This window comes from Aestuariibaculum sp. YM273, assembly GCF_030908365.1.
Classification (GTDB): Bacteria; Bacteroidota; Bacteroidia; order Flavobacteriales; family Flavobacteriaceae; genus Aestuariibaculum; species Aestuariibaculum marinum.
In genome coordinates this window covers 165,140-179,906 of record NZ_CP133090.1, presented here as the reverse complement: position 1 = coordinate 179,906, position 14,767 = coordinate 165,140, and the positions used below count along the sequence as shown (strand labels likewise).

At 37.2% G+C, this 14,767-nt stretch carries 10 protein-coding genes; 9 read left to right on the top strand and 1 reads right to left on the bottom strand.

Translation table 11 applies throughout. The annotated features are described in order from the left end of the window. Positions 1–12 precede the first annotated feature (12 nt). The 8 genes from RBH94_RS00745 to RBH94_RS00710 all read left to right on the top strand — a co-directional run bounded on the left by RBH94_RS00745 (position 13) and on the right by RBH94_RS00710 (position 10,632). The gene (locus RBH94_RS00745; RefSeq protein WP_307881941.1) at positions 13–1,230 is read left to right on the top strand and encodes a DUF4959 domain-containing protein; all 1,218 of its coding nucleotides are present in this window, start codon (positions 13–15) and stop codon (positions 1,228–1,230) included. Between the two features lie 17 nt (positions 1,231–1,247). Further along, positions 1,248–2,447, top strand: coding sequence for a DUF4998 domain-containing protein (locus RBH94_RS00740; protein ID WP_307881940.1), 1,200 nt, complete (start codon positions 1,248–1,250; stop codon positions 2,445–2,447). A gap of 79 nt (positions 2,448–2,526) precedes the next feature. After that, complete coding sequence (locus tag RBH94_RS00735) at positions 2,527–3,393, top strand: family 16 glycosylhydrolase (RefSeq protein WP_307881939.1); 867 nt, start codon at positions 2,527–2,529, stop codon at positions 3,391–3,393. Between the two features lie 17 nt (positions 3,394–3,410). Then, positions 3,411–5,555: a family 43 glycosylhydrolase gene (locus tag RBH94_RS00730; protein WP_307881938.1), complete on the top strand. Its 2,145-nt coding sequence runs from the start codon at positions 3,411–3,413 to the stop codon at positions 5,553–5,555. Between the two features lie 124 nt (positions 5,556–5,679). After that, positions 5,680–6,747 carry a glycoside hydrolase family 43 protein gene (locus RBH94_RS00725; protein ID WP_307881937.1) on the top strand — a complete coding sequence of 356 codons (1,068 nt, stop codon included), beginning with the start codon at positions 5,680–5,682 and terminating at the stop codon, positions 6,745–6,747. Then, entirely contained in the window at positions 6,747–7,751 is a 1,005-nt protein-coding gene (locus tag RBH94_RS00720) for a glycoside hydrolase family 43 protein (RefSeq protein ID WP_307881936.1), read from the top strand. Before RBH94_RS00725 ends, RBH94_RS00720 begins: the two co-directional genes overlap by 1 nt. A 23-nt stretch (positions 7,752–7,774) precedes the next feature. Beyond that, positions 7,775–9,619 (top strand): NPCBM/NEW2 domain-containing protein, encoded by a 1,845-nt coding sequence (locus RBH94_RS00715; protein WP_307881935.1) that lies wholly within the window; start codon positions 7,775–7,777, stop codon positions 9,617–9,619. Positions 9,620–9,621: 2 nt separating this feature from the next. Continuing rightward, positions 9,622–10,632 (top strand): glycoside hydrolase family 43 protein, encoded by a 1,011-nt coding sequence (locus tag RBH94_RS00710; RefSeq protein WP_307881934.1) that lies wholly within the window; start codon positions 9,622–9,624, stop codon positions 10,630–10,632. Here the strand turns inward: RBH94_RS00710 and RBH94_RS00705 are convergent. Next, a complete protein-coding gene (locus tag RBH94_RS00705) occupies positions 10,629–12,050 on the bottom strand; it encodes a DUF1593 domain-containing protein (RefSeq protein WP_307881933.1) in 1,422 nt (473 codons plus the stop codon). The two genes, RBH94_RS00710 and RBH94_RS00705, sit on opposite strands and share 4 nt — an antisense overlap. 302 nt (positions 12,051–12,352) lie before the next feature. Between RBH94_RS00705 and RBH94_RS00700 the strand changes: the two genes are divergently transcribed. After that, positions 12,353–14,767: a sugar-binding domain-containing protein gene (locus tag RBH94_RS00700; RefSeq protein ID WP_307881932.1), complete on the top strand. Its 2,415-nt coding sequence runs from the start codon at positions 12,353–12,355 to the stop codon at positions 14,765–14,767.

Below are 14,767 nucleotides of genomic sequence, written 5' to 3'. Positions count from 1 at the left end.
AACATAACAATTATGAAACAAAATATATTAAAATTCTCTTGGATCGCGATGTTGGCTCTAATTGCTTTTTTTTCTGCATGTTCAGAAGAACAAGGCCCATCACCATTAGAAAATAATACAACACCTCCAGGAATGGTTGAGAATGTTGTAGTTGAAAATTTACCAGGAAAGGTAAAGTTGGAATATACACTACCAGAGGATAAAGATTTATTGTATGTGGTAGCACGTTATACCTTAGAAAATGGTGCGCCAATGGAGGTGAAAGCTTCTTATTACCAGAATTCTATGGTTTTAGAAGGGTTTACAGGTCAGTCTGAAGAAGAGGTTGAAATTTATGCTGTAAACAGAAGTGAAACAGAATCAGATCCTGTTACGGTAAGCGTAGCGCCGTTGGAAGCTCCGATTTATGAAATTTTCAGATCGCTTGAAACTAACGCTGATTTTGGAGGTGTACGTATTAACGCCTTAAACCCAACAGAAGAAGATATTGCAGTATTAGTCATGCAAAAAAATGTTCAAGGCGATTGGGAACCATTGCCAACAAGTATCTATACCTCTGTTGATACCATTTCAAGAAGTATCAGAGGTTACGATCCGGAACCACAGGATTTTGCGTTCGTGATAAGAGATAGATGGTTAAACACTACAGACACATTGTTTACAGAAATAACTCCAATTTTTGAGACCTTAATGCCAAGAGAGGAGATGCTTCCGGTGACTTTACCAAATGATGCAGAATTAATTGCAGCACACACCGAGGTAAGAGACTTATTTAATGGTGGAACTTTAGAATGGTACGACAGTTTCTTTACCAGTAGAACTATTGATGTTGGTAACCACTTGGTAACCTTCGATATAGGTCAACGAACAAAATTAAGCCGTTTACATATCTGGAATTTCTCCGAGCCTATTGGGGGGCAAAGATTGTACTATTATTTAGGTGCCATGAGAAAATTCAGAATTTGGGGCGCTAACGAACTTAATGATGGTAATTTAGACGATGGTACTTGGACACTTATGGGGGAGTATGAAATTATTAAACCATCAGGTTTACCATACGGTCAGGAGGATAACAACGATTTAGTAGCAGCTCAGGATGGAGCAGATTATGAAATTGATATCGAGAAGCCTGCTGTACGTTTCCTTCGTATAGAATGTTTGTTAAACTGGGCAAATGGTCAATATATGGCTGTATCCGAGGTTCAGGTGTATGGTAACCCAAACCTTTAATTTAAATTATGAAGACAATGAAAAAATTAAAGCATATAATTATAGCAGTATTTGCTATAGGTCTTGTTCTGGGAATTTATTCTTGTACCGACGATACAGAATATCTTAAATTCACAGAAGGAGGTGAGATCTCATATACAGGAGCAATTGATTCTTTAGAAATTTATCCTGGACAAAATCGGGTAAAGGTCGAAGGTTTGATAATTGGAGACCCTAAAGTAACCGAGGTTAGAGTATTTTGGAATAATAATAGAGATTCCATTTCTGTTCCAGTAACCAGAACAGAAGGCATTGATAAGGTTTCTTTTATCATTGATGGTTTAGAAGAAAATGTATATAATTTTACTGTAAGAACTTTAGACGAAGATGGAAACAAATCTATTGCAGTTTCTCAATCTGCTGAGGTGTATGGTGATCGTTATATTGCATCACTTTTTAATAGACCGTTAGAAAGAAATGTACTGGTTGGGAGTGAATTAGTAATTGGGTTGGCGGAGATGGATTTAAACTCAGGGGTTTTAGGTTCTGAATTTGAGTACATGTCAACATCAGGTGAAACAAAAACGGTTTATGTTGATATTGCCGAGTCTAGTGTAACTATTTCAGATTTTGAAGGCGGTTCAACTTATCGTTACAGAACAGCTTTTATTCCTGATGAAGCCTCTATAGATAATTTCTTTACAGCTTATGAAGAGGTAACGCCTATACCAACACCTGTGTTAGGAAATGCAGCGGTACCGTTTATTGCTGTTGCTACTGATGGAGGACGTTGGGGAACGCTGGGAGAACCATGGATAACTAACGATGTAGCTAAAAATCACGGCGGCTATGGTGGCTGGGATGAGTGGAATGGTAATGTATTTAATTTGGAGTCCGGGTGGGGATCACCTTGGATTACTAATGGTAAAATTTATCAGGTAGTACACGCCGAGGCTGCAAGCTATATGTTAAGAGTTCAGGTGTTGAGCACAAACCATGATGCTAATCCTGATGGTGCTTATTTCGTAATTACGAAAGGAGGTAATGGGTTACCAAATGTAGAAGATGTTACAACGGCTGCCGAAGTGATAGGCTATAAACGTATTGGTGCGGCAGGAACTTATACGGTATCATTTACAGTTGACGAAGCTACAGATATTTCTGTAGGTCAGGTTACAACGCAAAATGGAGACTATTTCTGTAACATAACCTCTTGGGAAATACAAGTAGCAAATTAATTTAATGTTGTTTATATTTTAGTTGAAAAGAGAAGAGGATGCAGTTTGTCTTCTTCTCTTTTTTTTCAAAAACAAAATCATGCTCATCTTTCGTTTGCTTAGTATCCTTTGTATATCATTAATAGTTTTCCTTGGACATTTTCATTTAAATGAAAATAAATTTAGTGATGAAAATATCAATGAAAAGACGTTAAAGGAAATAGATACTATAAGGCCTTTCGTTTACTTAGACTCAACAAGTTTTAACAGTCAAAAGGATTTTGAGGCCAATTGGAATATGCTTTACCCATGGGGAAAAGATCATAATGGAACGGCAAGAATGTTCCCAAGTAAGGTAAGTTTAAAAGCAGGTGGAATTCTTGAGATTAGTGCAGATTGGAATAAAGGCAAAGATGAAGGTGAAAGTTCAAGTGATCCTCATTTACCTATAGCTTTTCATTCTGGAGCCATTCATTTAAAACAACAAATTAAAGTTACTAAGCAAAACTCTTATTGGGAAATAAGTGGCGATTTTCAAGCACCAACAGATTATGGGACCTGGCCCGCATTTTGGATTACAGGGGCAAAATCATGGCCTCCTGAGATTGATATGCTGGAGTTTAAAGGAAATGATACGTGTTGGCAAAATACAGTTTCCGGTAAAGATTGGAGACATACCATTTGGACAACAGAAAAAACGGTGATCAATGATGCCGCATCGGTTTGGCATCATTACAAAGTGACTATAGAGTATATAGATGAAGAGTTTTCGAAAGTGAAAATGTACATAGATGGTGTTCTCAAATCTGAAGAAATTAAAGATTATACTAATAAGCCATTTTGGTTAATAATCAATTTACAAATGGAAGGTGCTAGTGGCCAAACGCAAGCATCCTCAATTGTAAAGAAAAAATCAACCTTATTTAGAGCAAAAAATGTTTACGTTGCAGCGATTACAAGACATTAAAAAATAAATTCACAAATATGAAATATAAAGTTTATTTAAACTATTTATTTATTACAGCACTAGTTTTAAGTTTGTTTTCATGTAAAACACAGGAAAAGTACACCACCTATTTGTTTACGTATTTTACAGGAAATAGTGGAAATGAAGAAGCTATAAGATATGCTTTAAGTCAGGATGGGTATAATTATTATGCGCTTAATGGTAATAACCCGATTATAGATTCCAAAGATATCAGTTCTACGGGAGGCGTTCGCGACCCTCATATTTTAAGAGGAGCTGATGGAAAAACCTTTTACATGGTGGTTACCGATATGGTTTCTGCTAACGGATGGAGTTCTAACAGAGCTATGGTTTTAATGAAATCAACCGATTTAATTAACTGGACATCTACGGTAATCAATATTCCTAAAACTTACCCAGAGGAATTTGGTGATGTTGTACGTGTTTGGGCGCCACAAACCATATATGATAGCAAGACAAAGCAGTATATGATTTACTGGTCAATGTTGGGTGCCGAAGGCCCGGATATTATTTATTATGCGTATGCCAATAAAGATTTTACCGGTCTTGCAACAACACCAAAACAATTGTTTTTTAGCCCTACCAATAGTGCATGTATAGATGGTGATATCATCTATAAAGATGGAGTGTATAATTTGTTTTTTAAGAATGAAAGTCACGGCGGAGGTATTAGAAAAGCCGTTTCAGATAAATTAACTGAAGGGTATGTGCAGCAAGATGGGTTTTATGATCAAACGGATGCCGCTGTAGAAGGTTCAGGGATTTTTAAACTTATAGATTCCGATGAGTATATTCTAATGTACGATATGTATACTTCTGGAACCTATCAGTTTACAAAATCAAATGATTTGGAATATTTTACTGTGGTCGATGATGCCATTTCTATGAATTTTCATCCGCGTCACGGAACCGTAATTCGAATTACAGAAAGTGAAAAAAATGTCTTATTAGAGAAATGGGGAACTTTAGATAAAAGTGCTTTTGTAAGTTTTAAAGCAGAAGGAATCAGACAAAACAATGTAGATATAAATGATGAAGAGGAAACCATTTATATTCCGGTTAAATTGGGTACTGATATCACGAATTTAGATTTAAAAATTGAAACGCTTCCTTGGGTAAATATGTTGACTGCCGGTGCACAGGATTTTTCTAAAGGAACAGTAGATTATACTATTGAAACGGCAGGAAAGCAAAAAACATATAAGGTTTCGGTTCATGAAGACAATAACCCAGTGTTAAGCGGATTCTATGCCGATCCGGAAATTATTTATTCAGAAAAAAATAAGAAATATTACATCTACCCAACCAGTGATGGTTTTACAGGATGGTCTGGAACGTATTTTAAAACCTTTTCATCACCAGATTTAGTGAACTGGACTGATGAAGGAGTAATTTTAGATCTTAAGAAAGATGTGAGTTGGGCAGACCGAAATGCTTGGGCACCGTGTGCTATAGAGAAAAAAGTAAATGGGGAGTATAAGTATTTTTACTACTTCACAGCAGCACAAAAAATTGGTGTCGCTGTAGCCGATAATCCAGAAGGGCCTTTTGTAGATTCTGGGCAGCCTATTATTGGTAAAAAACCAGAAGGTATTAATAGGGGACAGGAAATAGATCCAGATATTTTTACCGACCCAGTTTCTGGAAAAACCTATTTGTATTGGGGTAACGGTTATATGGGCGTTGTGGAATTAAACGACGATATGGTTTCAATAAAACCAAATAGCTTTAAGCGTTTAAATCCTGGAGGCACATTTAGAGAAGGAACGGAAGTATTTTACAGAAACGGGAAATATTATTTCTTATGGTCTGAAGACGATACAAGAAGTCCGAATTACCGTGTCCGATACGCTACGGCAGATTCGCCATTAGGGCCTTTAAATATTCCTGAGAATAATTTAATTTTAGAAAAAAGACCTGAGAAAGGCATTTATGGAACCGGGCACAATAGTGTGATCCAAACACCAGATTCAGATATATGGCATATTGTATATCATAGATTTACGCGTCCAAATGGTATTGAAATGGGTAGAGCAGCAGGTTACAACCGAGAGGTGTGCATTGATAAATTAGAGTTTAATGAAGATGGAAGCATAAAACCCGTTGAGCCAACTATTTCAGGCATTCTATCTTTAAACTAAACCTGAAATTTGTCAATCTGAACTTGTTTCAGATTCTCACTTAACAAGTTAAGATGAAATGGAGTTTTGTTCTAAAAAAAGGAATGATGCTTAGATAATGAATAACATATCAGCAAATTGGAATATGAAATTTTATAAACACATATTTACTTTATTTTTAGTGGCTATATTTGGGCTTTTCAGTTGTAAAACCTCTAAAAACTCGATAAAAGAGGAAGATTTCAGTGCTTATCTAATGACGTATTTTAAAGATGACGACCATAGTCTACATATGGCTTTAAGTACCGATGGTTATATGTTTACCGATATAAATAATGGTAAAGCCATTGTTGCCGGCGATACCATTGCCAGCCAGAAAGGTATTCGCGATCCACATATATCAAGGGGGCCTGATGGGGCGTTTTATGTGGTAATGACCGATTTGCATATTTTTGGAAAAGAAAAAGGGTTCCGAAATACCCATTGGGAGCGTCCCGGAGATCAATACGACTGGGGTAATAACAGAGGATTTGTCTTAATGAAATCTTATGATTTAATACATTGGACCCACAGTAATTTTCTTTTTGATGAGGCATTTGAAGGCTATGAAAATATAGGTTGTGCCTGGGCACCTCAAAGTATTTATGATCCTAAGGAGAAAAAAATGATGGTATATTTTACCATGCGAATGGGGCATGGGTTAACCAAATTGTATTATGCCTATGCTAATGAGGATTTTACAAAATTAATTACCGAACCACTACCATTATTTGAATATCCTAATGAAACCATTCAAATTTTAGATGCAGATATTTCTCGAATGCCCGATGGGCGTTATTGTATGACTTACGTAGCTCAGGAGCGCCCAATTGGTGTGAAAATGGCTTTTTCAGATGAAATCAATACAGGTTATATCTATAATGAAGAATGGATTGATAAAGAGCCAGGCTCTTGTGAAGCACCAAATGTATGGAAGCGTTTTGATAGCGACACCTGGGTATTAATGTATGATATTTATAGTATCAATCCGCATAATTTCGGGTTTGTTGAAACTTCAGATTTTAAAAACTTTAAGGATTTAGGGCATTTTAATGAAGGGGCAATGAAAACTACTAATTTTAAATCACCAAAACATGGCGCTGTTATTACATTAACAAAGCAGGAAGCAGTAAAACTTGCTAAACATTATAATTATAATTTAACGATTGAATAATGAATTTAAGAAAGACCTTTATCGTATCAACATTAGGAGTAATTGGGGTGTTACAAAGTACATTTGCTCAAGAACATGAACAGATTGAAAGTACTAAAATAATACATACATGGGAAGCCAAAGGTAACCCTGTTGTAACCCATAAATACACCGCCGATGCCGCGGCTCTCGTTCATAATGATACCTTATTTATCTACACGGGAGAAGATTTTAAAGGTGGTCAAACACGGTATAATATTTTAAACTGGTGTGTTTTTGCAACCACCGATATGAAACATTTCTGGGAATATAAAACGCCTTTAAAAGCATCAGATTTTACATGGGGCGAACAAAACGCGGCCTGGGCAAGTCAGGTGATAGAACGTAACGGTAAATTTTATTGGTATACCAGCTCGCAAAGAACAGGTATTGGGGTCGCTGTTTCCGATAGACCGGAAGGGCCTTTTAAAGATGCTTTAGGAAAACCTTTGTTTACTAATGAAGATAGTTTCGGAAAGAAACACAGTTGGCGAACTATCGACCCTACGGTGTTTATCGATGACGATGGACAAGCATGGATTTACTGGGGGAACGGCGCATGTTGGGTTGCTAAGCTGAATGAAGATATGATTTCATACGATAAAGATTATGGTATAAAAATGGTCGATATTCAAGGCGAAATGGAGTTTCCGTTTACTGAAGCACCGTGGATTCAGAAAAGAAATGGCAAGTATTTATTATCGTTTGCCGTAGGCTTTCCAGAGCGCATTGCTTATGCCATAAGTGATAAACCTGAAGGTCCGTATCAATATAAAGAAGTGATTAATGAAATAGCTGGTAATAGTAATACCAACCATCAAGCCATTATTGATTTTAAAGGCGAATCGTATTTTATTTATCATAACGGCGGTATTCAAACCGATGGAGGAAGTTTCAGTCGATCTATTTGTATTGATAAATTGGAATATAAGAAAGACGGAACGATCAAACCAGTTATTATGACTACAAAAGGAGTTAGTAACTAAAAAGACATAAACCAAACAACTAAATGAAACCATTAAATTTATTTAAACTTTCTGTTATTGCAGTAATACTAATAGCTTGCGGAACCAGTAAGAAGCAGGAACAAACCGATTTTAAATCTTGGGCACTAACGCCACCAAAGGGTTGGAATAGCTGGGATTGTTTCGGGCCTTCGGTGGTGGAAGAAGAAGTAAAAGCCAATGCCGATTACATGGCAAAACACCTAAAGGAATCTGGTTGGGAATATGTGGTTGTCGACATTCGCTGGTATGCCGATAACCAGACATCAGGGCACTACAATAAATATGATCAAACCGATTTTATTATCGATGAATATGGTCGATATATGCCATCACCAAAGCGTTTTCCGTCCTCAGTAAATGGAGCCGGTTTTAAACCGTTAGCGGATTATATTCATAGTTTAGGGTTAAAATTCGGAATCCATATCATGCGTGGCGTTCCAAAGGAAGCTGTATTCAATAAACTACCCATAAAAGGTACTAATATTATGGCAGATCAAATTTACTCAACCGAATACGAGTGTACGTGGTTACAGGACAATTATACCGTTGTAAAAGATAAACCTGGAGCACAGGAGTATTACAATTCTATCTTCGATTTGTATGCTTCCTGGGGATTGGATTTTGTGAAGGTTGATGATTTATCACGTCCGTATCACACCGATGAAATTGAGATGATTCGAAAAGCCATCGACCAAACAGGAAGGCCAATCGTGTTAAGTATGTCGCCGGGTGCAACACCTATCGATGAACATGACCATGCTACAGCAAATGCCAATATGTGGCGTACTATTGATGATTTCTGGGATAACTGGGCGCAATTAAATTATTCTTTTGAAAAATGTGCAGAATGGGCACCTTATATTTCAGCCGGGGCCTGGCCAGATGCCGATATGTTACCCATGGGGAAATTTATTCGTGGTGAACGCGCAACTAATCGATATACAAAGTTTACTAAAGATGAACAGTACACGTTAATGACCTTATGGACCATGTTCAAATCACCATTGATGTTTGGTGGTAATCTACCCGATAATGATGAATTTACAAACATGTTATTGACTAACAAAGAAGTGCTTGAAGTTCATAGTAAATCGATAAACAACAAGCAATGGTTTAATGAGAATGATCTTGTTGGATGGACAGCTGATGACCCGGATAGTGACGATAAGTTTGTTGCCGTTTTTAATAGTGCGGGTGACGGATTTGTGTCAACCAAAAGTTTATTATACCGAAGTGGAACCGTGTCGCACTTAACTGATGGTTTTGGTGAAGATATCGACGTGGAATTGCCCGAAGGAAGTACCGATTTATATTTAATTGTAAACGATGGCGGCGACGGGTATTCGTGGGATCATGCCAACTGGATTAACCCAACCATTCATTTAGACAATGGAGAACAGGTAAAACTAACCGATTTATCTTGGGAAGAAGCCTTTGCGGGTTGGGGAACAATCGGTATCAATAAAAGTGTATCTGGAGGCCAATTAAATGTTAAAGGAACGGTTTACGATAACGGTATAGGGACACATTCACAATCTATAATTCACTACAAACTTCCTAAATATAGCAAACGATTCACGGCTTTTGGAGGTTTAGATATTGTTGGAACGAATGACAAATCAGGATCAACCGTAGAGTTTATGATTTCAACCGAAGACCCTAAAATTATGAATGAAGATCCAACGGCGATTCCTGTGGATTTGGAGGCCTTAGGGTTTAGCGGTGCGTGTGCTATCAGAGATTTATGGAATCATAAAGACTTGGGAACTTATTCTGGTTCAGATTTTGCACCTACCATTAATTATCATGGTGCTGGATTGTATCGTGTATCTCCGAAAACCAAATAAATATGATTAATGTTTTAAGTATAAAAAAGACTGGTTTCACTGTTTTAGTGGCCAGTCTTTTTGTTATCCTAAATAGTTTTAGTCAAAGAAAATTCAGGTTTCAAATTCCTTTAGATTCTATAAGATTAAGCGATCCAGCAATTCTAGCCGATAAAGCTTCTCAAACCTATTATATGACTGGGACAGGAGGTTTATTATGGAAGAGTAAGAATTTAAAATTTTGGGAAGGTCCGTACCACGTAGCTAAAACGAATCCTAGTTCATGGATGGGACCTAATCCTATGATTTGGGCAGCAGAACTGCATCAATACAATAATAAGTACTATTATTTCGCCACCTTTACCAACCGAGATGTTAAAATTGATACTGTAGCAGGAAATATTATTGAACGTCGCGCCAGTCATATTCTTGTTAGCGATAAACCCGAAGGACCTTACGTGCCTATGGCAGATGATATTTATTTACCAGCCAATAAACCAACTTTAGATGGTACTTTTTGGGTAGATACTAATGGAAAACCGTATATGGTGTATTGTTACGAGTGGTTACAAAATGGTAATGGTACCATGGAAAAAATTGAACTGAAACCCGATTTGAGTGGTTCGATTGGAGAAGGGCAATTATTATTTAAAGCCAGCGATTCGCCATGGAGTCGCGAAAAAGGTGAAAACGGTCAAGACAAACCTAATAAAGTAACTGACGGTCCTTATTTGTTTAAAACCGAAACAGGTCGATTAGGGATGATTTGGACCAGTTGGATTTATGATGTATACACACAGGGCGTAGCCTATTCAGAAAGCGGGACGCTTGATGGGCCATGGATTCATGAAAAAGACCCTATAACGCCACCTAATTTCGGACATGGCATGTTGTTTAAAACTTTCGAAGGAAAAACCTTAATGTCGGTACATAGTCATAAAAAAGTGAATGATAGAACAGTGAGAATTCCGCATTTGTTTGAAGTGGATTTAACAGGAGATAAACTTGAAGTTATAAAACCTTATACTCCTTAATTTATTACAGTTATAATAACACGCTGATATCGGGTTAACTTTGGAGTGCCGGAATCAGATACTTCACAAACCATGTGTATGGTGTCACCTGGTAGAGCATCTTCAGGTATGGTAATTTTTGTTTTAGCATGGTGTGAAGTATTTATCGATTTTCCCTGGTAAGTATCAGCTTCGTTGTAATGCCACCAATTAAAAAGTAATGCATCCCCGTCAGGATCTGTGGTTTTACTGGGATCTAATTTAATTTTAGAACCCGCTTTTGCTTTTAAATTTATGGGGGTGTTTTTTAGTTTTATTATGGGATGATGATTCGCAGAAGCATAATCTTTAACACACCAGTCTGCACGCGCAGCAAAATCATTTTGGACAGCATCTAGCCAGCGCCAGATGGGTTTAAAATAGTTGGTTCGTATTTCCACTTTATTTGATTCGATGTCGTGTTCCATTTGTTTAGACCAGCTGTTATGAAATCCCCATTGCCCGTCGGGACGTGTATAGGTTGAATCGGGAAGCGGATCCATCCAAACATTATTTCGAACGTTTACATAGCGTCCGCCCCAGCCTCCGTAGGATGGCGACTCCATACTTCGTAAGCCGTTTGGGATACTATGCAGGAAGGCTGGTGTGTCACCTTCAGCATTAAAAGCCCCTTGGTTATTTTCATAAACGCTACATAAAGCCCCGTGATTTTCTATAATATTATTAGTCATCCTGTCGCTTTCAAAATAAGTTTGAATGTCTTTTGGAAGGACTTTGGGCCAGATGTACGCCATACAATCAAACTGGTCTGATATAATGGTGGGAATGTTGAAATGTTCCCAGTTTGGCCGAATATAGTTCTGGTAGGTTTCATCCTGCTCCCAGATTAAAAACAGGCGCATTTTTTTTGCAGCATATTCCATCTTTTCAGGATAATCTTCCTGAATAATTTTTAAAGCTCTTGAAATAGTATTACAACCACCCCAAGCTTGAATCCAAATAGGTCGAGAATCTGTTTCATCTAAAAGAAGTTCAGTTATAAACTTAGCCCCTTCGGTACGAATATCATCTTCACCTATAGCGTTAATATTGCCCACTTTCCATTTACTTAATAAATATTCGGGCGTTGGATAACTAGGGTCATGAAGTTTTAAATTGTTATAAACTTCAGCATAATATTCGATATATTCTTTTACCCATTCCACAGGGTGGAAGGCTTTCCAACCTTGACCTCCAACCCAGTGAAATTGGGAACTGCTATTAATAATCCCTTCTACATCAAATTCATTAGTGGTTAATAAAAACCGTACCATTGAAGCGCGGTCGTCGGCTTCACCATCGGTTGTTACGATAACACGTGGTTTTTGGTTTTGCGCATTAGTAATCAAGTTAAGGGAAAACAATAATAAAAAGAGAATGAAGTATTTGTAAACAGACATTTTTGAATGGTTTCAATATAATTGGTAAACAAAAATATTTCAAGTTTAATCAAATGGTAGTATAGAATTTGTCATATTCAAGGGGGTAAAATGACCGTTAAGAAGAATTTAGGTTCTAATTATTGAAGTGAGCATCATTTTTCATAAATAATATAAAAAATGGACAATTTACACCCTTAAATGAACAAGATAATATGTAAGTTGGTCAATTTATAACCTGTTTTAAATGTCATGTTTTTTTAGTTTTGTAATATACAAGTGTTTTTAAAACACTTAAACGAACAGCTATAACTAAATATATTATGTTAAAAAACCTGGGACTCGCAATTTTTAGTCTTACACTTTTATGTTTTACAAATTGTGCAAATCAAAAGCAAAACAAAATTGAAAGAAAACAGTTGTTTAATTACGACTGGAAATTTTCTTTAGGTGATGCACCTGAATACAGTGCATCAGATTTTGATGATGCTGCTTGGCGAAATTTAGATTTACCACACGACTGGAGTATTGAAAGTAAATCTGAAATTAGTAATCCGTCACAAGGCGATGGTGGTTTTTTTTCCAATGGTTTAGGCTGGTATCGTAAAACATTCTTTGTGCCTTCACATTGGGAAGGGCAGAAGGTTTCTATCTATTTTGAAGGGGTATACATGAATGCTGAGGTTTTTATAAACGGCACATCTTTAGGTATTCAACCCTACGGATATACATCTTTTAATTTTGATATGACGTCATTATTGAAATTAGGGCAGGACAATGTCATTTCGGTTAAAGTGGATAATTCAAAACAAAAGAACAGCCGTTGGTACAGTGGCTCTGGTATATACAGAAATGTTTGGTTAAAAGTTACTAATCCATTACATATAGAAGATTGGGGAGTAGCGATTACAACATCAGAGGTTTCAAAAGAAACAGCTTCTGTACAGGTGAAGTCCAAGGTAAAAAATGAATCGGACGAAACGCAAAAGGTAAAATTACAGGTGACTTTAAAGAGTCTTGAAGGAAATGCGATTTCTTTACCTGAAAAGGAATATATAATTCCAGTAAATGAAGATTTTGTGTTTGATTATCAAATAGAGGTTGAAAACCCTAAGTTATGGTCTCCTGAAACACCAAATTTGTATACAGCAGAGTTTATTTTGCGAACAGAGGATAATGAGATTCTCGATGAATTTTCGAAGGACTTTGGTATACGTAGTATTGAATTTTCAGTAGAAAATGGTTTTGTTTTAAATGGTGAAAAGGTTCTTATAAATGGTGGTTGTGTGCATCACGATAACGGGTGTTTAGGAGCTGCAGCGTATAACAGAGCAGAAGAGCGTAAAGTAGAATTGCTAAAGACCGCCGGGTTTAATGCGGTTAGGATTTCCCATAATCCACCTTCTGAAGCGTTTTTAGAGGCTTGTGACCGTTTAGGGTTATTGGTTGTTGATGAGGCTTTTGATGGTTGGAGAGCCGAAAAGACTCCGCACGATTATGCTGATTATTTTGTTGCTTGGTGGAAGCATGATTTAGAATCTATGGTGTTACGTGATCGAAATCACCCTTCAATTATTATGTGGAGCATAGGTAATGAAATTATAGAGCGCACCGAACCTCAGGCTGTGGAAACGGCAAAAATGTTAACCGAAGCAGTTCATGAATTAGATGCAACCCGTCCGGTAACATCGGCAATGACTACTTGGGGGCAAGGTTGGGATATTTTCGATCCATTAATGGCAGAACACGATGTTGCAGGGTACAATTACCAGTTACACGAAGCAGAAAGCGACCACGAGCGCGTGCCTTCGAGAATTATTGTTAATACAGAATCTTATCCTAAAAACGCCTTTTTCATCTGGAACTTGGTGCAGCAACACAATTATATTATTGGTGATTTTGTCTGGACGGCGATGGATTATCTTGGAGAATCTGGTATTGGGCGGTATTATTATCCTGGCGAACCACATGGCGAGCATTGGGAGGCGAATTTATACCCATGGCATGGAGCCTATTGCGGTGATATTGATTTAACGGGTTGGCGTAAACCTATCTCACATTATCGAAATATGTTGTATAATGATAACGAAAGTATTTATATGGCTGTAAAAGAGCCTAATCCTATAGAAGGCGACATTAGAACCACATCTTGGGCAGTATGGCCAACCTGGGAAAGCTGGACTTGGCCGGGATATGAAGGCAAGCATATTGATGTTGAAGTCTATTCAATATATCCCAAAGTACGTTTGTATTTGAATGATGAGGTTGTAGGTGAAAAAAGCACAACGATTACAGAAGAATTTAAAGCAACGTTTACATTACCCTATCAGTCAGGCGAATTAAAAGCAGTTGCTTTAGATGGAGAACAGGAAATTGAAAACGTTATTCTGAAAACAGCCGATAAAGCCACTAAAATTAAATTAGATGCCGATCGTTCAACCATAAATGCTGATGGACAGGATTTAGTCTACATAACTGTTGAAATTATAGATAGTGAAGGTATTATCGATCCAATTGCTTCAAACCGGTTACAATTTGATATTTCAGGACCAGGCGTTATTGTTGGTGTTGATAATGCCAATTTAAAAGATACCGATTTATATCAGGCAAATCATAGAAAAGCCTGGAACGGAAGAGCACTTGTAATTGTAAAAAGTGCCAGAGAGGCCGGTGAAATACAGTTACAGGTATCAGCAGAAGGGTTGGAAACAGAAACTGTAAAAATAATAACCAATTAA